The sequence below is a fragment of the Trinickia soli genome, assembly GCF_002879855.1.
In the GTDB taxonomy this organism is placed as follows: domain Bacteria; phylum Pseudomonadota; class Gammaproteobacteria; order Burkholderiales; family Burkholderiaceae; genus Trinickia; species Trinickia soli.
Window position 1 is genome coordinate 21,262 of sequence record NZ_PNYB01000029.1, and the last position, 19,585, is coordinate 40,846.

The window sequence follows — 19,585 nt, forward strand, 5'->3', positions numbered from 1 at the left end:
CGCTGCGCCGGACAAACGCCTAGGGCCGGCAAAGCAGACCGCCATTCAGGTACGGAACCGTACCGACTTCCGCTGCCTGCACGCGCAGCGTTTCCTCGTGCGACGAGTACCGTTGTCGATGTGCGGACGGTGCACGCAATGGGTATTCCTGGATCTTATCCAAGGAGGAGATCATGAGGATGCGCCACACCCCCGATAGGTCTGGGGATGACAGCAAGGGGAAGGGGGGCAGCGCTGCCGAACGCGACGCCGTCGACGACGGCGGTCATGTGGTCACGACCGCGAATGCATTGAAGGACAGCAAGATCATCGCGTCGGACGGTGAGGCTATCGGAAAGGTGTTCGACATCGTGCTCGATTTGCATGGCAGCAGAATTGCCTACGTGGTTGTTTCCAGCGGAGGCATTGGCGAGATGCTTTGCGCCATTCCGTGGAACGCGATGAAATACGATGCCGACGGCAAATGTTTCCATCTTGATGTGACCGCCGCTCATGTCAACGCCACCCCGGGTTTCGACGACGAGCATCGGCCGGCGATGACGCCATCGCCGTGGGGTTTGTCGATTCACCAGTACTACAACCGGACGCCCTACTGGATCGAATGACACCATGTCCCGTAGATCTGCATCAGGCCAATACGATGCCGCGCAATGACCGCTAGAGTCGCTTCAAATCGGGAAGCAGGCGATCGAATTCGCGCTTGACCACGGCGTAGCATTCGCAGACGCGTTTTTCGAGGCCTGCCCGGTCGAGTACTTCGATATGGCCGTAGTTGTAGCGGATGAGCCCCGCGTCTTGCAGCTTCAACGCCGCTTCCGTCACGCCCGATCGACGCACGCCCAGCATGTTGGCAATGAGTTCCTGCGTCATGCGCAGTTCGTTCGAAGGAAGCCGGTCGAGGCTGAGCAGCAGCCAGCGGCACAGTTGCTGATCGATCGAGTGATGGCGGTTGCACACCGCGGTCTGTGCCATCTGCGTGATGAGCGCCTGCGTATAGCGCAGCAACAGGCGCTGCATCGCGTTGCCGCGCCGGAATTCTGCTTTCAGAATGGTCGCTTCGAGCCGATAGGCCTGCCCGGCGCATTGCACGACGGCCCGGCTCGGCGTGGTTTCGCCGCCCATGAACAGCGAGACGCCGATCATGCCTTCGTGGCCGACGATCGCGATTTCCGCGGACGAGCCGTCCTCCATCACATAGAGCAGGGAAACGATCGACGTGGTCGGAAAGTAGACGTGATGAAGCTGGCCGCCCGATTCGTACAGCACTTTTCCCAACGGCATCTCGACGAGCGTCAGGTGCGGGCCGATGCGGGCACGCTCGTCTTCCGGTAGCACGGCAAGCAGGTGATTTTCGATGAAGAGCGGGGTGTCCGGCATGCCTGGCTCCTGCACGTGCGCCCGGGTAACGACGGAGGATCCGGCCGACGGGGCGCAGCAGCAATCGGCAAGACGAGCCACTCAAATCCGGGATGACCGCTCGAACCCGAATCGGCGTCCAAAAATTATAGTGTCGATACATGTCTCATCAAGGTGTGCGCGACCACGCACGCTCGATCTGGAACCGATATTGGCGAGCCGGCGCAACCTGTCCCCGTAGCGCCTGCGAAATCGCCCCCGGGATCCTCAATGGCGACGCCGGTCCGCCGTTCGCACTGGCTCGGCAAAGGTCCTTCAGCGTACAGACACGCCATCTCGTTGACATGAAGATGACTCTTACAAGCATTCATTCGTACGTGATCTCTCTCTTCACGATCATCGACCTGGCCCGGATCAGTGGAAATTGATTTTGTCATTCGTCGCCGATCGATCGAGCGAAGTGCCACGCCCGAGTGCAACCGGGAAGGAGAGCAACATGCGTATGTCGATCTATTTGTCTGCTGCGGCTATGACGGCCGCACTGGCCGGATGCCTTTGGGTACCCGGCGACGGCAATCGCGGTGATCGCAACGGGGGGTATGGCGGCGACTATGGCGATCGTCATGACAGTGGGTGGCATCAAGGCCGCTCCTCCGGCGGCGAAAACATGAATCGGTCGAGGCGTTCGAACGACGAGGAGCCGCATGGGCCCCGGCGGGGAGAAGGATGGTAAGTCGGTCATTCATCGAGGGTGCGGGAGGCGTGTGGCCGGGTAACCCGACGAAAGTCGAGACGCACCGGTTACGTAACATATCCCCGGGCCGGGCCTTTCTCCCAAGCGCATTCGAAACCGATATCCGGCACAACCGCGCAAGTCTTCGTCATGGCAGAACGCCGGATACCGCTGCCAGCTTCGTCAGTGCGGCTCTGCGGCCTACGCGTCGCGCCGCAGAACAGACCAGACGGGTTTCTCACTTAAAGGAGTTGTCATGAACAACATCATATGGATCGTTGGAGCTGTAGTCATTATTCTGTTTGTCCTCGGCTATTTCGGCTTGAGATAAACCCCTGGTTCACGTGCTCGTCGCGCGGTGGCCGACCACGACCGGAATGACCCACGCCTGTGCCTGTGCAGCGCCACGGGGGCCGCCGTGGCGACCCGGGAGTCATCACGTCGCGGCGTGGTCCGCGATTCAACGTTTGGGACCCTTCATACCTTCGGTTTCCATGGCCGCATTGCGTTCCTCGCTCGCCTCAATGGGTTCCATGTCCTCATCGATGGAAGCCGTCGCGCGCTCCGTGGCTGCCCTGGTTTCGTCGACGGTGGCGCCCGGTTCTCCGTTTTCGTTGTCCGGGGGCGACAGCATGTCTTCAAGCATGGCCTTCAGCTCCGGCGTGTCCCACGGCTCGCCGTGCTGCTTTTTCCTTTTGATGTAATGCCTGACTTCTGCGTCTTGCTCCGGGGTCAAGGGAAGACCGCGAAACGTGCTTTGAGGGTTAGCGTCGGCCATGGTGCTGCTCCCGGGTTGGATCTGTTTCGAGTGTAGCCCTGTTGCGGTCGGGAAGCGCGTATTTTCGGGCTGTGTATCGACAGAGCCGAAGAAGTCAGCACGACCTACCGCGTGCAGTTCGAATACGACGCTGCGACCGTCGGTCCCGGATGCTTGCAGGTAACGCATCGCGCGGATCAGGCGAAATACATCGGAGGAATGCGCGGCGGTGCTTCGGGGAAGTCGATGATGATGCGAGTACTGAAGGGCATTGCGACCGCAGCCTGCTGCCTGACGATCGCAGGCGGTTGCGCAAGCCTGCCCGATACCTGGTTCCTGGGCGATCGCTACGCCGCCCAGGCGGCGCGTTTTCAAACTGCGTGGGGGCCGCTATCGGCGAAACGCAGCGCTGCCATTGTCGCGAACCTCGAACGCAACGCCGACGATACGACGCTTCTGGACAAGCAGATTGCACTCGCGCAAACCATCACGGGCAGTCCGCTCGTCGTCGGCAACCAGGTCCGCTTGTTGCAGGATGGTCCGACGACGTACCAGGCCATGTTTGCGGCCATGGCCGCGGCGAAAGATCACATCAACCTGGAGACGTTCGGCATTGACGACAGTGAAGTAGGCCGACGTTTCGCCGATGTGTTGATCGCCCAGCAAGCGCGCGGTGTCCAGGTGAATCTGATCTACGACAGCGTCGGTGCGTTTGGCACGCCCAAATCGTATTTCGATCGACTGCGGGCCGCCGGAATACGGGTGGTCGAATTCAATCCGGTGAATCCGTTGTCGACGCACAAGGCCTGGACGCTGAATCATCGCGATCACCGCAAACTCCTGATTGTCGATGGGCGCACTGCGTTCCTTGGCGGCATCAACATCAGTAGCGTCTACTCGAGCGGATCTTCCGGTAAACGTCGTTCGGACTCGACCGGCGCCGCCGCAGCGCTCGGATGGCGCGACACCGACGTGCAGATCAGCGGCCCGATCGTCGCTGAATTTCAGAAACTATTCATGGTCAGCTGGAACAGGCAGAACGGAAAACCGCTGACCGATCGTCACTATTTTCCTGCGTTGTTGCCTCAGGGCCAGGAAATCGTTCGCGCCGTTGGAAGCACGCCAGATGATCCGTTCAGTCTCATTTACCTGATGCTCATCGCAGCGATCACCAATGCGCAACGACGTGTCTACATCACCAACGCCTACTTCGTCCCTGATCCGCAACTGGTCAAGGCGTTGGTCGACGCTGCGAAGCGCGGCGTCGACGTCCGACTGATTCTGCCCGGCAAATCCGATTCGGCATCGGCGTTTTATGCCGGCCGCTCGCACTACCAGGCTCTGCTGGACGCGGGCGTCAAAATCTACGAGCGGCGGGGCGCGCTGCTGCACGCGAAAACCGCAATCGTGGATGGCGTGTGGTCATGTGTCGGTTCCAGCAACCTCGATTGGCGCAGCGCGCTGGACAACGATGAAATCAATGCAGTCATCTTGAGTCCGACATTCGCGCAAAGAATGGAGACCGCTTTCGCCGACGACATGGCCGCCTCCGATGAAATCAGTCAGGAGAGCTGGAAGCACAGGTCCTTGATACTGCGCCTCAAAGAGTGGACAGCCCGGTTGTGGGGCCGTCTTCTATAGTCGCTTGCGGGTGCCACGTAAGGCCGCGATCGTGCGGCGGCGCTCACGGTCTGTTGAACGACGCATCGGCGAAGTCCGATCGCGCCGGATCTATCTGTTACCCCGTCACGCCTTCGTCTTGAGGTTGAGGGCCGACTGCCCCGACTGTGCCCGTCGCGGCAAGGCATGCGCTGACCATCTCTCGAACGGAAATAACGTAGTGGTCGGCGCCGATCGCGTTCTGAAGGTCTTCGCTCCACTGATCCGCTCCGTCCGCCGGCCACAGGCCTACGACGATCGATGCGTTCGGCAAGCGTTGCCGCAGGCGTCGCAGCAGGTAGCGCAAGTGCGATGGAATACCCTCGATGCTGAGATAGAAGATGCACGCCACCGTCACCGCGGTGACGTCCAGACTGGCGATTCGCGCGCGCGAGACAGCATCGTCCGGGACGACCCGACAATCGCGATTGTGCTTTCTCAGAAGCTGAACGAGGATCGTCGATGCCAATTCGTCGAGCGGGCCCCTTCCTGCTATGCAAAGAATCTGATTGTCGGCGCGCTGCGAGATCGAAGTGTCTGCGTCGGTCGGCGGGATGGGAGGGATGAGGGAGGGCGGCACCTCGTGTTCAGCGCCGGAGGGCGCCAACGCGCTCGGATTGTCATCGGCAGCGGCCGGTGTCGGCTCAATATCCGCGAAGCCGTCCAGACCCTCGATGAGGTCCGTCGCAGCGTTCTGGATTCGAGTCAGTTGTGCGGCTGTGACACGGCCGCGCATTACATCGTCGGCTGCAAGCTGCAATCCCTTGATGGCGACCTCGTCGTAATAGGTGGAGAGCGACCGATCGCGCAGCAGGATCTCCGCTTGCTCCAGTGCTTCATCGGGGTCGCCGGCGAGCGCGCGCTGGTAGAAATTTTCGATCGGGGTCAGCGCTGGTTGGTCGCCGAGCAGCACGTCGAGAAATTCGAGCCGGGTAACGTGGCGACCGAGAACCAGAACGCAAAGCGTGAGCGGGGTGGACAGGATGAGTCCCACAGGCCCCCATATCCAGCTCCAGAAAATCGCGGCAACGACGACCGAAAACGGGGAGAGGCCCGTGCTATGTCCGTATAGCAAGGGCTCGACGGCTTGACCGACCAGCAACTCGACCGTCAGAAAAAGCGTGAGCGACCAGATCGCCATCGACCATCCGGGACTGACTGCGGCTGCGAGTACGGTAGCCAGGAGTGCCGATATCCAAATACCCACGTAGGGCACAAGGCGCAACAGCGCGGCCAGAATGCCCCACAGCACGGGATTGGGTACGCCAATGAAGAACAGGCCTGTGCCGATGACCACACCCACCCCGGTATTCACGGCAAGTTGCGAGACGAAATACCGGCTGAGGCGCCGCGCGGCCTCGTCCATGGCTGTCGTCGTGCGGTGCAGATCTCGTGAGCCGAACAACCTGATCGCTCGATCCCGTAGATCGTCGCGCTGAAGCAAGATGACAATAGTGACGACGAATACGATGAAGGTCGTTTCAAGCGGACGGACGGCTGGGGCCAGCACGCGCCCGATAAGCTGAAAGGCGGTGGGAACCGGCTCGCGCACCTCGACCGGAAGCGCGGCCGTGGGTGGGTTCGCGGACGTAGCGGAGGCGGGCTCGCGAGTGGGTTGTGGGTGACGGGTTGTTGCCTGTTGAAGCGCATCGCCAGCGGCGGCGGCCAGATCGTTCAATTTTCCAAGCGTCAGCGCGCGGGCCGCATCGATCTTCGTTTCTATCGTCGCCTGATACCGGGGAATGCCGACAGCGAGGTTGCTCAACTGGGTGGCGATGGCGCCGCCAAGCAGGACGATCACCGAGAGTGAAATCAATACGGCGACGAAAACCGCAGCGATACGTCCGAGCCGGATGCGGATCAGAACATTGACCAGCGGCGAAACGAGGAAGCTCAACAGAATGGCGAACGTGACGGGGACCAGAATCTCCCGCGCAAAATAGAGGCTCGCGACGACCGCCAGCCCGACGGCGAGCGTGATCAAGCCCTGCACGCCCGGCGTTTCAGAAGGCCCGACTTGCGTTGCCGGCCTCGTAGGACGCGGTTCCATCGACTTGGACATGACTGCCGGTGCTCGCAAATGCACTCATTTTCGCGGGTGATTCCGGCTAGAGCGGGGGAGTGACGAATAGCCCGGGTAGCACGTCGAAAGAAACGCGGAGCGCGCAACGGCTTGCGACAGCCGGAACGCGGCGGTAAGCGGAATAATATCCCTCGCGATCTCGCGGAATCAGTGTGACGCTACGCCATCGGGCGTGCGGATGCCGTACGACAGCGTACAGTGAACGGGCGCGCAACTTCTGCGCCGTCCGGTCATAGTGCGTTCAGAAGGCGGTCACTTTCGCGTTTGACTACCTTGTAGCATTCGCAAACCTGCGCCTCGAGGGCGTGGCGGTCCAATACCTCGATCAGCCCCCGGTTATAACGGATGACGCCGTCCTCCTGAAGCTTCTTTGCTGTCTCTGTCACACCGGCTCTGCGTACCCCCAGCATGTTCGCTATCAGTTCCTGGGTCATCCGCACATCGTTCGAGTCCAGACGATCAAGGCTTAGCAGCAGCCAGCGGCAGAACTGCTGCGCAATCGAGTGATGCCGGTTGCACACGGCTGTCTGCGCCATCTGCGTGATCAGCGCCTGCGTGTAGCGCAGGAACAGACGCTGTATTGCGCCTCCGCGCGCGAACTCCTCCTTCACCACCTGGCCGCTCAAGCGGAACGCCTCGCCGGCGCTTTGCACAATCGCTCGGTTCGGCATGGTCTCGCCGCCCATGAACAGCGCAACCCCAAGAAGACCGTCGCGACCTACCACGGCGATTTCCGCCGACGCGCCGTTTTCCATGACGTACAGCATCGAAATGATGGCGGTGGTAGGCAGGTAGACGTGGCTGAGATGGTCGCCCGACTCGTAAACCACCTGGCCGAGCGGCATGGCCACCGGCGACAGATGCGGCTCGATACGGTCGCGCTCGTCCCGGGGCAGTGCAGCCAGCAGATAATTCAGGTGGGAGCGGGGGCCGGCAGTCCCACGCGAACTCGTGGATCCGCCATCGAGCGCATGATCTCGCCGGCGGACTCTCGCGATGAGGAGCGCCTGCTGTCGAATCTGCTCCTCCCGGTTCTTCTCGGGCAGCAGGCTCAGCACTGCCGAGCGCAATGTGTCATGGCCCAGCGCATCCAGAATCTTGATTTTGGTCAACGTCCCGAGGTCGCTCTTGCCGGTCCTCCACGCGGAGATTTGCGCGCGCGTGAGCGCGAGGCTCTCGGCCAGTTGGGCATCGCTGGCGAACTGGCCTCTGCGTTTCAACTCATCGAACAACTCATACCAATCGAACTGCATCGTGGGTTGGCCAAAGAAAGTGTCAAATTTATTTGACATTGACCGAGCGCAATGAGATAGTGACGAGCGGGTCAATGTGTCAAATCCGTTCGACACTTATAGCATACGCACCCTCTTGTCGTGATGCCAGGTTCATGCCTTTTGCATTCATGCCGCGCTCGTGCACTTCTTAGGATAGCCGCATGAGCGATTCGCCTTCATTTGTCCGTCTTCCCTTCTCGCTTTCCGACCGCACCCTGGCCGTCGTTTCCACTCCGCTCGACGACGATCAATTTGCGGCTCATCAGGTCGAATTCATCAAGCATGTATTTGGCTACTGTGCCTATCTGCGCGCGCATTCGCGCGAAACGCCGGTTTCCGACGCATTCCTGGCGGTGTTCGTCAACCTCGTCGAGGTGATGGACGCGAATGCGCCCGACGACGCACGCCGGTGCGTGGCGCAGTTGCTTGAAGTGTTCCGGGTCGTCTTTCCGGGGGGCGGCCTCGAACTCGATCCGTTGCCACAACCTGCACCTCGTGCGCCGCCGGACATCGAAGCGCAAGAGGACGACGGGGCATCCTGAAGCAATTGAAAATGTTTCTGTTTGAATCGGCTTGTGCAACGAGGCCATTCGAGCGCAGAAGCAGGGCGATCTTGGCCAACCGGATGTACGGTATCGGTCAAAGCACAACCCCCTTCATCCGGTAGACTTCCCTCGCATTGCCCATTCCCCGTCTTGTTCCTGAGCGGTCGGCGCCATTCGCCGGCTGACGTGAACGGCTGGAAGTTCGGCAGGCGTGCGCTGGCCTCATCCCGTCGAAACGTCGTACTTATGTCGAACACAACTCAACCTCATGACAACCACCTGCTTGCGGTCTTGCCGGAAGCGGAGTGGGAACGCATTGGCCCGCATATGGTGGAGGTGGATATGCCATTGGGGCAGGTCGTCTACGAATCCGGCGACCGCCTTCATCATGTCTATTTCCCATCGACTGCGATCATCTCGCTGCTGTATGTGATGGAGGACGGCGCATCTGCCGAGATTGCAATCGTCGGCAATGAAGGGGTGGTCGGCATTGCACTTTTCATGGGGGGCGAAACCACGCCAAGTCGCGCGGTCGTGCAGAGCGCGGGCAAGGCGTACCGGCTGGATGCGCGAATTCTGAAGGAGGAATTCCATCGCGCCGGGCCGATGCAGCGGCTACTGCTGCGGTACACCCAGGCGCTGATCACGCAGATGGCGCAGACCGCGGTGTGCAACCGGCATCATTCGATCGATCAGCAGTTGTGCCGTTGGCTGCTGCTGAGCATCGACCGGCTGCCGTCCAACGAGTTGAAGATGACTCAGGAACTGATCGCCAACATGCTCGGCGTGCGCAGGCCAGGCGTGACCGAAGCCGCCATGAAACTTCAGGAGGCAGGCTTGATCCGCTACAGCTACGGTCACATCGAGGTGCTGGATCGACCGGGGCTGGAAAAACGTGTCTGCGAATGCTATGGCGTCGTGAAACGAGAGTTCGATCGGCTGTTGCCTGACTTGAAAGCGCTATAGGTGACGTGCTATCAGCACGCGAGAGCACGCGAGCGAGGAGGAGGATCGCTCACCGTCGGCCTGCCGGTTGTGCGATCCCGATGGCCTCGTCTCAGCGTGAAAGCCGCCACGGACGAATCGGTATTCCAGAGACATCATCGGCGACTGTGTGGCTGCCGAGTGCATTTCAGTGTTCGGGCGGGCGATTCCCGGCAACGTCCTGCGTGGTCAACCAATACGGCTCGCGATCGTAGTACTGGTGAAGCGACGAACCCCACTGCTCATCGGCCATCGCGGGCCAATGGTCCTTGTCGAAGGCGGGTGCATTCTTGATGCGTTCTGCGGTGACGTCCAGCCGGAAACACTTTTCGTCCGTGTCCAGCGTCAGCGCGTTCCACGGAATGGCAAAAAGCCGCTCCCCCATGCCCAGAAACCCGCCGCTTGCCAGCACGGCATAGGCGATCCGGCCGCTGCGTACGTCCAGCATGATTTCGGAAATTCTCCCGATTTCCACGCGGTCAGAGGTCAAGAGCTTATTGCGTTTTAGCGTGTCCGCCGCCATCACGTCGGGACCAGGCCCCGCACCGGTCCCGCTGCCGACAATCGCGGCACCTGTGCTGCTGGTCGAAGGCCGAATGGTCGGGTCGAGTGTGGTCATGATTTCCTCCTGAGCCGGGTATCGAGAACGGAGATCCAGAGCGCCCGGTGGTGACGATGCAACGATGCAGGCAACCGGGAAGAGAAATCGGTACGGTGCCGTACCGGGTCCCGAAAAGGTACCTGGCGAATCCACGCGGACCGAGCCTTTTTGCCGATCTGACCGTCACCGTACAGACCCACCCCATCCTCCATGCGATTGTGCTGATTCAAACCTGCTCGTATCGGCCGACTCAGGCTCGCTCTTCCGACGCAGGCGTTTGCGAACCTCCGGTGAACGGTGCTGCGCCGCGGGCCTTCGTAGCGACTGTACGGTCCGCCATTCGGTGGGCCCGTTATTTCATCGCGCCTCGTGTTGCGCGAAATGAGGATGAACATGTCAGCGCATCCGGTGTTCTTTCGGTCGTCTCCCGACGATTCTGGCTTTAAACATCCTTTAGCGGACGAAATCATGAAATCGCCGGCCCAACGGGGCGGCGTTCCTGCTCTCAACGACTCCCCATGGCCGGCTCACAACGGCCATGCGCCACAACTCAGGAACGAAGTCCTGGCGATGGTCGCACATGAACTGCGCGGGACTTTGACTCCGTTGCGATTTGGCGCCCACATCATGCGCTCGGCATTGGCGGATCGCCCCGACATGCTTCGGATGCTTGACATGATCGAGCGGCAAACCAACGAGATAGCGCGACTTTCCGAAGATCTCGTGGACGCGACGCGAGTCGGTCAGGGCGGGCTCCGCCTCGATAAGCTCAATGTCGATCTCGCTACCATTTTGGCCGATTCATGCGAGATGATCGCGTCGGCGGCTGCCGCGCGACGGCAGACGTTTACGGTGCATATGCCGGACGGCCCATTGCGCGTTGAGGGCGATCCGGTACGGCTTGCGCAGGCTGTCGCCAACCTCCTGCACAATGCGGTGAAGTACACGCCCGCCGATGGCGAGATCAGCATGACTGCGCGGGCCGAGGGAATCGAGCTGATTGTTTCCGTTCGGGACAACGGACTCGGCATTTCGGAGGCCATCCTGCCGCATGTCTTCGAACTGTTTGCGCAATCGAGCAGGACGATTTCGGCTAGCGGCGGCGGCATGGGCGTGGGTCTTGCTGTCGTAAAAGCGGTCGCTGAGTCCCACGGCGGGACGGTGTCGGCGACGAGTGCCGGGCCGGGTGCCGGTAGCGAATTCACGCTCAGACTGCCAATCGTTACGACGCGCTGAGCGGCGTCAGACCAGGCGCGACGGACTGGCGAGCCGCGTTCGCCGTCTCGGGGGGGCAGCGTCGCATTCGCAGGGAGGTGGCAACATGCAGCTCGGTATGATCGGATTGGGACGCATGGGATCCGATATGGTGCGGCGCCTGATCGGGGGCGGCCACGAATGCGTCGTCTACGACGTCCAGCCGGCGGCCATCCAGAAGCTCCTCCAGCAAGGTGTCACAGGTGCGTCTTCACTCGAAGACATGGTCGCTCGACTGGCGAAGCCGCGCGCGGTCTGGTTGATGGTGCCCGCGGCAGTGGTCGATTCGACGCTGGCGGGATTGGTGCCGCTTCTCGAATCCGGCGACGTGCTCATCGATGGTGGCAATTCCTGGTACCAGGACGACATCCGGCGCAGCGCGGCATTGGCGCCGCGACAGATTCACTACGTGGATGCCGGAACGAGCGGCGGTGTCGCTGGACTTGATCGCGGCTACTGCCTGATGATCGGCGGGGAAAGAGACGTCGTGCAGCATCTCGCGCCGATCTTTGCTACGCTGGCTCCCGGCGTCGACGCGGCGCAGCCCACGCCCGGGCGCAAGAAGGGCAACAGCACTGCTGAGCAGGGGTATCTGCATTGTGGGCCGATCGGTGCGGGTCATTTCGTCAAGATGGTCCACAACGGCATCGAATACGGCGTGATGGCGGCCTACGCCGAAGGGCTCAACATCCTGCGCCATGCCGATGCCGGCAAGCGGGCGCGCGATGCGGATGCCGAGACGACGCCGTTGCGCAACCCCGAGCACTACCAGTACGAGTTGGACCTGGCCGAGGTGACGGAAGTCTGGCGCCGTGGCAGCGTGATCGGCTCGTGGTTGCTGGATCTTATTGCCGCGACACTCGTGAACGACGCTGGACTGAAAAACTACACGGGGCGCGTGTCGGATTCGGGCGAGGGGCGCTGGACGCTCTCGGCTGCCATTGACGAAGGCGTGCCCGCACCGATCCTCAGCATCGCGCTCTCTGAGCGCTTCAGTTCGCGCGGCGCGGCCGATTTTGCCGACAGGGTGCTGTCCGCTATGCGGCATGATTTCGGTGGCCACGTGGAAAAGACCGCTGATCAGCCGGACACGCAGAAGGGATGATCGAATGCCGGCTTCGCATTCAGACGCTTTTGTGTTCTTCGGCGCGACGGGCGACCTGGCATACAAACAGATCTTCCCGGCGCTGCAGGCCTTGATCCGGCGCGGTCACCCCGACATCCCCATCATCGGCGTGGCCAGGGCGAACCTGAGTCTCGATCAGTTTCGAGCGCGTGCGCGCGACAGCGTGGAGCAGCACGGAGGCCTCGACCCCGCCGCGTTCGCGAAGCTGGCGGCGCAACTTCAATACATTTCCGGCGATTACGGTAGCGAGGCGACGTATATACAGCTGCGCCATACGCTGGGCGGTGCGGCGCGGCCACTGCATTATCTGGCTATCCCGCCCGGCATGTTCGCGACCGTGGTGGATGGACTGGCCAGATCGGGCTGTGCGAGGGATGCACGCGTCATCGTCGAAAAGCCGTTTGGCCGCGACCTCGCCTCCGCGCAGGCGCTCGACCGCACGCTCCACCAGTCCTTTCCCGAATCGGCCATCTTTCGCATCGATCACTACCTGGGTAAGGAGCCCGTCGAGAATCTTCTCTATTTCCGCTTTGCCAATGCTTTTCTCGAACCGGTCTGGAATGGCGACTATGTCGCGAGTGTCCAGATCACGATGGCGGAGCGGATCGGGGTGACCGGCCGCGGCCAGTTCTACGAAGAGGTGGGCGCAATTCGCGATGTGGTGCAGAACCACATGTTGCAGGTGATGGCGCTGCTCACGATGGAGGCGCCAACCGGCGGTCCGCCGGCTCTCCACGACAAGAAGCTGGATGTCGTCCGATCGATGCGTCCGCTGATCCCGGCGGAGCTCGTACGCGGCCAGTTCGAAGGCTATCGCGACGAGGCCGGTGTGGCGCCCGACTCCCAGGTCGAGACCTTCGCCGCACTGCGGCTGCACATCGACACGCCGCGCTGGGCGGGCGTTCCGTTCTACGTGCGGACCGGAAAACGACTTCCGGTGACGACCACCGAGGTCATAGTCAAGCTCAGGCGGCCGCCGCACCCGGTCTTCGACGAAACGGGGGCCGTCCCGTTGAACTATTTCCGCTTCCGGCTCAGTCCGGACGTCCTGCTCTCGCTAGGCGCGAGTGTCAAAAAGCCGGGCGAGGCGATGATCGGCGAACCGGTGGAGCTCATCGCGCGGCGCCACACGGGGGACGACATGATGCCGTATGAGCGTCTGCTCGGCGACGCGTTGCGCGGCGATGCATTGCTGTTTGCGAGCGATGAATGCGTCGAGGCGGCTTGGCGCGTGGTCGAACCGGTCCTCGGTAACGTGACACCGGTTTCCGGATACAGGCCCGATAGCTGGGGGCCCGCCGCGGCGCGACAGATCGTGGCTGACGAAGATGGCTGGCACAATCCCGTCACGCAGGAGGCGACCGAATGAGCGCGCCCGATGACGTGGTGTTTCTGTTCGATTGCGACAACACGCTGCTCGACAACGATCGTGTCATCGAGGATCTGCGCGCCCATCTCGCACGCGAGTTCGGTTCTGCGGCCAGCGACCGATACTGGGAAATCTTCGAAGCCCTGCGCGCCGAGTTGGGTTATGCCGACTACCTGGGCGCGCTGCAACGCTATCGGCTGGAAGATCAGAGCGACACGCGGATGCTATCGATGTCCTCATTTCTCATCGACTACCCGTTTGCCAACGTGCTGTACCCGGGCGCGCTCGACGCCATCCGGCATCTTCGGAGCCGGGGATTGACGGTCATCCTTTCCGATGGCGATGTGGTCTTCCAGCCGCGCAAGATCGAGCGCTCCGGGCTTTGGGGGGCGGTCGATGGTCGCGTGCTGATCTATATCCATAAGGAAATGCAACTCGATGCGGTTGCGCAGCGTTATCCCGCCCGGCGCTACGTGATGATCGACGACAAGCTGCGTATTCTGGCAGCGATGAAAGAGACCTGGGAAGATCGCCTGACGACGATCTTCCCACGCCAGGGACACTACGCGCTGGACCCGGCGAATCTCGCCGCCTATCCCCCGGCCGACATCACGATCGAGCGCATCGGCGAGCTGGCCGATGCCGATCTGACCGCGCTGTTCGGGAACGGCAGGGCAGGCGCATAGCAGGAGGTACGTATGAAGCCGACCGGACAACTGCATGACCTCGGCCAAAGCATTTGGCTCGACAACATCACGCGCGGGCTACTGACGCACGGCACACTGCAGCGTTATATCGACGAGTTTTCAGTGACCGGATTGACGTCCAACCCTACGATCTTCGATAAAGCGATTCAGGAGGGCGGCTTGTATGATGCTGCCATCCAGCGGTTGACGGCCGAAGGGAAATCCGGCGAGGCGCTGTTTTTCGAACTCGCGATCGAGGATCTGACTCGGGCCGCCGACCTGTTCCGCCCCGTCCACGACAGCACGGGTGGGATCGACGGCTGGGTGTCGCTGGAGGTGTCCCCGTTGCTGGCAGGTGATACGGCCGGCACCATCAGCGCGGCTGCGCGCCTGCATCACGCCGCGCAGCGTCCCAATCTGTTCATCAAGATTCCGGGCACGGAGCAGGGCATTCCCGCGATCGAGGCGTCGATTTTCGCCGGCGTGCCGGTGAATGTCACGCTGCTGTTCTCGCGCGAGCAATACATCGATGCCGCGCAGGCCTACCTGCGTGGCATCGAGCGACGGATCGCCGCGGGACTCGATCCGAGGGTGGGTTCCGTCGCGTCGATTTTCGTCAGCCGCTGGGATGTCGCGGTGAAGGACAAGGTTCCTCCGCCGCTTCGCAACCGCCTCGGGATTGCCATCGCCGAACGCGCCTACCAGGCGTATCGGAACCTGCTGGCGTCGCCCCGCTGGCAACACGTTGCTGCTGCCGGCGCCCGGCCGCAGCGTCTGCTCTGGGCCAGCACCGGCACCAAGGACCCGGCCGCCGCCGACACGCTCTATGTGGAGTCGCTGGCGGCCCCGGATACGATCAATACCGTGCCCGACAAGACCCTTCAGGCCTTCGCCGATCATGGCGAACTGAGGGGCGTATTGCCGATCGATGGCGGCGATGCGGAGGACGTGCTCGCGCAATTCGCGCGGGCCGGCGTCGACGATGTGGCGCTCGCCGCGCAACTCCAGCGCGAAGGGGCGCAAGCGTTCGACCAGTCGTGGAAAGATCTCATCGGTCGCATCGACGGGAAGAGCACCGCGCCGGAGAAGGGCAATCCAACGCGTGAGGGACATTCGTGACCACGAAACGGGATCCTCAGCTTCAACCGCTGACTGAGCGGCCGGCGTGGAAGGCGCTGGCGGCGCATCACCGGAAGGTGCGCCCCCTGCATCTGCGGCAACTTTTCGCCGGCGATTCGCTGCGAGGTGAACGCCTGAGCGTCGAAGCCGCCGGTCTGTACCTCGACTACTCGAAGAATCGGGTGACCGACGAGACGATCGCGCTGCTCGTGCGGTTGGCTGGCGAATGCGGTCTCGCAGAGCGGATCGACGCTATGTTCAGTGGTGCCACCATCAACGTGACCGAGCGGCGGGCTGCGCTCCATGTCGCACTCCGTGCGCCGGAACACGAGCAGATTCTGCTCGACGGTGTCGATGTGGTGTCCGGCGTGCACGCGGTACTCGGCCGCATGGCCGCCTTCTGCGAAGACGTCCGTAGCGGCCACTGGCGCGGTCACACGGATCGGCCCATTCGCAACGTCGTCAATATCGGCATCGGAGGCTCCGATCTCGGCCCCGCGATGGCTTACGAAGCGCTGCGTCATTACAGCCAGCGCGACCTGACCTTGCGTTTCGTCTCGAACGTCGACGGTACCGACTTCGCCGAAGCCACGCGCGATCTCGATCCCGAGGAGACGCTCTTTGTCGTCTGCTCGAAAACCTTCACGACGCAGGAGACCCTGACCAACGCCCGCCTCGCTCGCGCTTGGAGCCTGCGCAAGCTGGCTGACGAGCGTGCGATACGCCGACACTTCGTTGCGGTGTCCACCAACGCGGAGGGGGTTGCCCGGTTCGGCATCGATCCCGCCAACATGTTCGGCTTCTGGGACTGGGTGGGCGGTCGTTACTCGATGGATTCAGCGGTCGGCCTATCGACGATGCTCGCGATCGGACCGCAGCACTTTCGCGCCATGCTGGCCGGCTTTCATGCGATGGACCAGCATTTCCGGAGCGCGCCGTTCGAGCGTAACCTGCCGGTGTTGATGGGACTGCTCGCGGTGTGGCACAGCAATTTCTTCGATGCGCAGACAGTCGCGGTGCTGCCTTACGAGCAATACCTGAAGCGCCTTCCCGCGTATCTGCAGCAATTGACGATGGAGAGCAACGGCAAGCACGTCACGCTTCATGGCGTGCGCGTCGGGTATCAGACCGGCCCCATCTATTGGGGGGAACCGGGCACCAACGGCCAGCACTCGTTCTACCAGCTTATCCACCAGGGGACTCGCTTCATTCCTTGCGATTTCATCGGCTTCTGCCAGAGCCTGAACCCGCTCGGCGATACACATGACCTGCTGATGGCGAATCTGTTTGCGCAGACCGAAGCGTTGGCATTCGGCAAGACGCAGGCCGAAGTCGAAGCCGAAGGGACGCCGGGGTGGCTGGTGCCGCATCGCGTCTTCGAGGGTAACCACCCGACCAGCACCATTCTCGCCGAACGCCTGACCCCGGATTCGCTGGGGCGGCTGATCGCGCTGTACGAGCACAGCGTTTTTACGCAAGGGGCGATCTGGAATATCGATTCTTTCGACCAATGGGGCGTCGAGCTGGGCAAGGTGCTGGCACAGCGCATTGCGCCCGAGCTCGAGCGCGTGGACGAGTCCGAACTGGCGCACGACAGCTCGACCAATGCGTTGATCCGGCGCTACCGCTCTATGCGCAGGGCGCCATCGTAAGTTTCGGCTATGCCTGAATACTGCTCGCTACGAATACAGCTGCGCTCGCCGGGCCAGTCGGCACTGCCGGCAACGCCAATTGACGTGCCCTGGCTCGGTACGTGCTACTGCACTTGAGGGGATAAATGGTGCATGCAGCGGGCTGGACGACGCCACATCCACATGCCTGCGCATGTCTGAATACCTGCGACCCTGCATGCATCGCGCGGCGTGAGACTGGAATGCGGATCGGTTTGCCAATGACGACGCATGGTCCCGTACGGTGTATGGCCCATGTCGCCAGCAACCAGGGAGAGTTTGCATGAACCCAGCGATTTCCACTCCACGGACTGCGGCTTCGACGCTGGATGATCTGTGCGTCAACACGCTGCGCTTTCTGTCGGTCGATGCGGTGCAGAAGGCCGACAGTGGCCATCCTGGTCTACCGCTCGGCGCCGCGCCCATGGCGTACGTGCTGTGGACCCGCTTTCTCAGCCACAACCCGGCAAATCCGTCGTGGCTTAACCGCGATCGCTTTGTGCTGTCGGCCGGCCACGGCTCGATGTTGCTATACAGCCTGCTGCATATGACCGGCTACGATATGCCGCTCGAGCAGATCAAACAGTTTCGCCAATGGGGCAGCCTCACGCCCGGTCACCCGGAGCGCGACCTGACACGCGGTATCGAAACGACCACAGGGCCGCTTGGTCAGGGCTTCGCCAACGGGGTCGGTATGGCGATGGCGGAGACGCATCTCGCTGCACGTTACAACCGCCCGGGCTTCGACATCGTCGATCACTTCACCTACGGTATCGTCAGCGACGGCGATCTGATGGAAGGGGTCGCGTCCGAAGCCGCTTCGCTCGCCGGCCATTTGCAGCTCGGCAAGTTGATCTATCTCTACGACGACAATCAGGTCACGCTCTCTGCGGGCACGGATCTCACGTTTTCGGAAGACTGCGCGCGACGTTTCGAGGCGTACGGCTGGCATACCCAGTCTGTCGACGACGGCAACGATCTTGCCGCCATCGGGCAGGCGCTGGACAACGCGCGCGCCGACACGCGCCGTCCCTCGCTGATCCTCGTGCGCACGCATCTCGGCTACGGTTCGCCGAACCGGCAGGACACTTACAAAGCACACGGCTCACCGCTCGGCGAGGAAGAAGTGCGCCTGACCAAACAGAACCTGGGGTGGCCGACCGAGCCCGCTTTCTATATCCCCGAGCCCGCACAGGTCCATTTTCGTCGCGCGCTGGAACAGGGGGGACACGCGGAGAGTGAATGGAACACCCGTTTCCGCGCCTATACACAAGCGTTTCCAACGCTCGCGGAAGAACTGCTGAATGCGACGCGCGGTGAATTGCCGGCCGGCTGGGATCAGGATATCCCGAACTTTCCCGCCGACGTCAAAGGCATCGCCACGCGCGTCGCATCGGGCAAGGTGATGAATGCGATCGCGCAGCGTCTGCCGTCGTTCATGGGTGGCTCCGCAGATCTCGATCCGTCTACCTTTACCGCGCTCTCCGGGCTTGGCGACTTCGAAGCTCCCGGCGCCAGCGCTCGCGACCGGCAAGGTTCCGAGGGCGGCGGCTGGAGTCGTGCCGGCCGCAATCTGCACTTCGGCGTGCGCGAGCATGGCATGGGTGCGATCCTGAACGGCCTGGCCGCGCACGGTGGAACCGTGCCATTTGGCGCGACGTTCCTGATTTTTTCGGATTACATGCGTCCTGCGATTCGGCTTGCCGCGCTCATGCATCTGCAGGTGATCTATGTCTTCACGCACGACAGTCTGGCGCTCGGCGAGGACGGCTCGACCCACCAGCCCATCGAGCAGCTCGCTAACCTGCGGGCCGTGCCGAACCTGAACGTGATTCGCCCCGCCGACGCCAACGAAACCGCCGTCGCCTGGCGCGTAGCGTTGGAAACGCGCGATCGGCCGACCGCGCTGATCCTGACGCGCCAAAACGTGCCGACCTTCGACCGCGCCCAGTTCGCTCCCGCCGATGGCTTGCGGCGCGGCGGCTACATCCTCGCCGACGCACCCGGCGGCAAGCCGACGCTGATCCTGATCGCCACCGGGTCGGAAGTCGCGCTCGCGATGGCCGCACGTGAGCGGTTGCTGGCGCAGAACATCGCGGTGCGCGTGGTCTCGCTGCCATGCTGGACGTTATTCGATGCCGAGCCGCAAGCGTACCGGGATGCGGTGCTCCCGCCTTCGGTCGGCGCGCGACTGGCGATCGAGGCCGGCGTGCCGCAAGGTTGGCATCGCTATGTCGGCGAACGTGGCGAGGTACTGGGTGTGGAGCGATTCGGCGCGTCGGCGCCATCCGATGTTCTGTTGCGCGAGTATGGTTTCACTACCGACAACGTCTGCGCCCGAGCGCTGGCGCTGCCCCGTTAGCGATGCA

General features: G+C 62.2%; 17 protein-coding genes. 11 read left to right on the forward strand and 6 right to left on the reverse strand.

Annotated elements, in window-relative coordinates; translation table 11 throughout:
- Positions 1-19 precede the first annotated feature (19 nt).
- On the reverse strand, positions 20-175 hold the full coding sequence (locus tag C0Z19_RS28345) for a hypothetical protein (RefSeq protein ID WP_158243059.1): 156 nt from the start codon (positions 173-175) through the stop codon (positions 20-22).
- Here C0Z19_RS28345 and C0Z19_RS24160 point away from each other — a divergent pair.
- The gene (locus tag C0Z19_RS24160; RefSeq protein ID WP_102612375.1) at positions 174-605 is read left to right on the forward strand and encodes a PRC-barrel domain-containing protein; all 432 of its coding nucleotides are present in this window, start codon (positions 174-176) and stop codon (positions 603-605) included. The genes C0Z19_RS28345 and C0Z19_RS24160 overlap by 2 nt on opposite strands.
- A gap of 52 nt (positions 606-657) precedes the next feature.
- On the opposite strand, the gene C0Z19_RS24165 is transcribed toward C0Z19_RS24160, so the two are convergent.
- Entirely contained in the window at positions 658-1,377 is a 720-nt protein-coding gene (locus C0Z19_RS24165) for a Crp/Fnr family transcriptional regulator (RefSeq protein WP_102612376.1), read from the reverse strand.
- Positions 1,378-2,549: 1,172 nt separating this feature from the next.
- Positions 2,550-2,867 carry a hypothetical protein gene (locus C0Z19_RS24175; RefSeq protein ID WP_102612378.1) on the reverse strand — a complete coding sequence of 106 codons (318 nt, stop codon included), beginning with the start codon at positions 2,865-2,867 and terminating at the stop codon, positions 2,550-2,552.
- A 231-nt stretch (positions 2,868-3,098) separates the two neighbouring features.
- On the opposite strand from C0Z19_RS24175, the gene cls reads away from it, so the two are divergent.
- A complete protein-coding gene (gene cls, locus C0Z19_RS24180; RefSeq protein ID WP_199180793.1) occupies positions 3,099-4,487 on the forward strand; it encodes a cardiolipin synthase in 1,389 nt (462 codons plus the stop codon).
- A gap of 97 nt (positions 4,488-4,584) precedes the next feature.
- Here cls and C0Z19_RS24185 read toward each other — a convergent pair whose 3' ends face one another.
- Both C0Z19_RS24185 and C0Z19_RS24190 read right to left on the reverse strand, forming a co-directional pair.
- Complete coding sequence (locus tag C0Z19_RS24185) at positions 4,585-6,567, reverse strand: AI-2E family transporter (RefSeq protein WP_102612379.1); 1,983 nt, start codon at positions 6,565-6,567, stop codon at positions 4,585-4,587.
- A gap of 251 nt (positions 6,568-6,818) precedes the next feature.
- The gene (locus C0Z19_RS24190; protein ID WP_102612405.1) at positions 6,819-7,841 is read right to left on the reverse strand and encodes a Crp/Fnr family transcriptional regulator; all 1,023 of its coding nucleotides are present in this window, start codon (positions 7,839-7,841) and stop codon (positions 6,819-6,821) included.
- Positions 7,842-8,023: 182 nt separating this feature from the next.
- On the opposite strand from C0Z19_RS24190, the gene C0Z19_RS24195 reads away from it, so the two are divergent.
- Both C0Z19_RS24195 and C0Z19_RS24200 read left to right on the forward strand, forming a co-directional pair.
- The gene (locus C0Z19_RS24195; protein WP_175084092.1) at positions 8,024-8,404 is read left to right on the forward strand and encodes a hypothetical protein; all 381 of its coding nucleotides are present in this window, start codon (positions 8,024-8,026) and stop codon (positions 8,402-8,404) included.
- 249 nt (positions 8,405-8,653) lie between these two features.
- Positions 8,654-9,373 carry a Crp/Fnr family transcriptional regulator gene (locus tag C0Z19_RS24200; RefSeq protein WP_102612380.1) on the forward strand — a complete coding sequence of 240 codons (720 nt, stop codon included), beginning with the start codon at positions 8,654-8,656 and terminating at the stop codon, positions 9,371-9,373.
- A gap of 166 nt (positions 9,374-9,539) precedes the next feature.
- On the opposite strand, the gene C0Z19_RS24205 is transcribed toward C0Z19_RS24200, so the two are convergent.
- Complete coding sequence (locus C0Z19_RS24205; RefSeq protein WP_102612381.1) at positions 9,540-10,010, reverse strand: PRC-barrel domain-containing protein; 471 nt, start codon at positions 10,008-10,010, stop codon at positions 9,540-9,542.
- A gap of 351 nt (positions 10,011-10,361) precedes the next feature.
- Here C0Z19_RS24205 and C0Z19_RS24210 point away from each other — a divergent pair, with 351 nt between their 5' ends.
- From C0Z19_RS24210 to tkt, 7 genes are all read left to right on the forward strand, one after another.
- Positions 10,362-11,228 (forward strand): sensor histidine kinase, encoded by an 867-nt coding sequence (locus C0Z19_RS24210; RefSeq protein ID WP_146012135.1) that lies wholly within the window; start codon positions 10,362-10,364, stop codon positions 11,226-11,228.
- Positions 11,229-11,313: 85 nt separating this feature from the next.
- A complete protein-coding gene (gene gnd, locus C0Z19_RS24215) occupies positions 11,314-12,351 on the forward strand; it encodes a phosphogluconate dehydrogenase (NAD(+)-dependent, decarboxylating) (protein WP_102612383.1) in 1,038 nt (345 codons plus the stop codon).
- Positions 12,293-13,741 carry a glucose-6-phosphate dehydrogenase gene (zwf, locus tag C0Z19_RS24220; RefSeq protein ID WP_199180792.1) on the forward strand — a complete coding sequence of 483 codons (1,449 nt, stop codon included), beginning with the start codon at positions 12,293-12,295 and terminating at the stop codon, positions 13,739-13,741. The genes gnd and zwf overlap by 59 nt, the downstream gene beginning before the upstream one ends.
- A complete protein-coding gene (locus C0Z19_RS24225; protein ID WP_102612385.1) occupies positions 13,738-14,427 on the forward strand; it encodes an HAD family hydrolase in 690 nt (229 codons plus the stop codon). Before zwf ends, C0Z19_RS24225 begins: the two co-directional genes overlap by 4 nt.
- Positions 14,428-14,439: 12 nt before the next feature.
- The gene (gene tal, locus C0Z19_RS24230; RefSeq protein ID WP_102612386.1) at positions 14,440-15,546 is read left to right on the forward strand and encodes a transaldolase; all 1,107 of its coding nucleotides are present in this window, start codon (positions 14,440-14,442) and stop codon (positions 15,544-15,546) included.
- Positions 15,543-17,198, forward strand: coding sequence for a glucose-6-phosphate isomerase (gene pgi / locus C0Z19_RS24235; protein WP_175084093.1), 1,656 nt, complete (start codon positions 15,543-15,545; stop codon positions 17,196-17,198). Before tal ends, pgi begins: the two co-directional genes overlap by 4 nt.
- A gap of 301 nt (positions 17,199-17,499) precedes the next feature.
- Entirely contained in the window at positions 17,500-19,578 is a 2,079-nt protein-coding gene (gene tkt, locus C0Z19_RS24240; RefSeq protein ID WP_102612387.1) for a transketolase, read from the forward strand.
- The last annotated feature ends 7 nt before the right edge of the window (positions 19,579-19,585 follow it).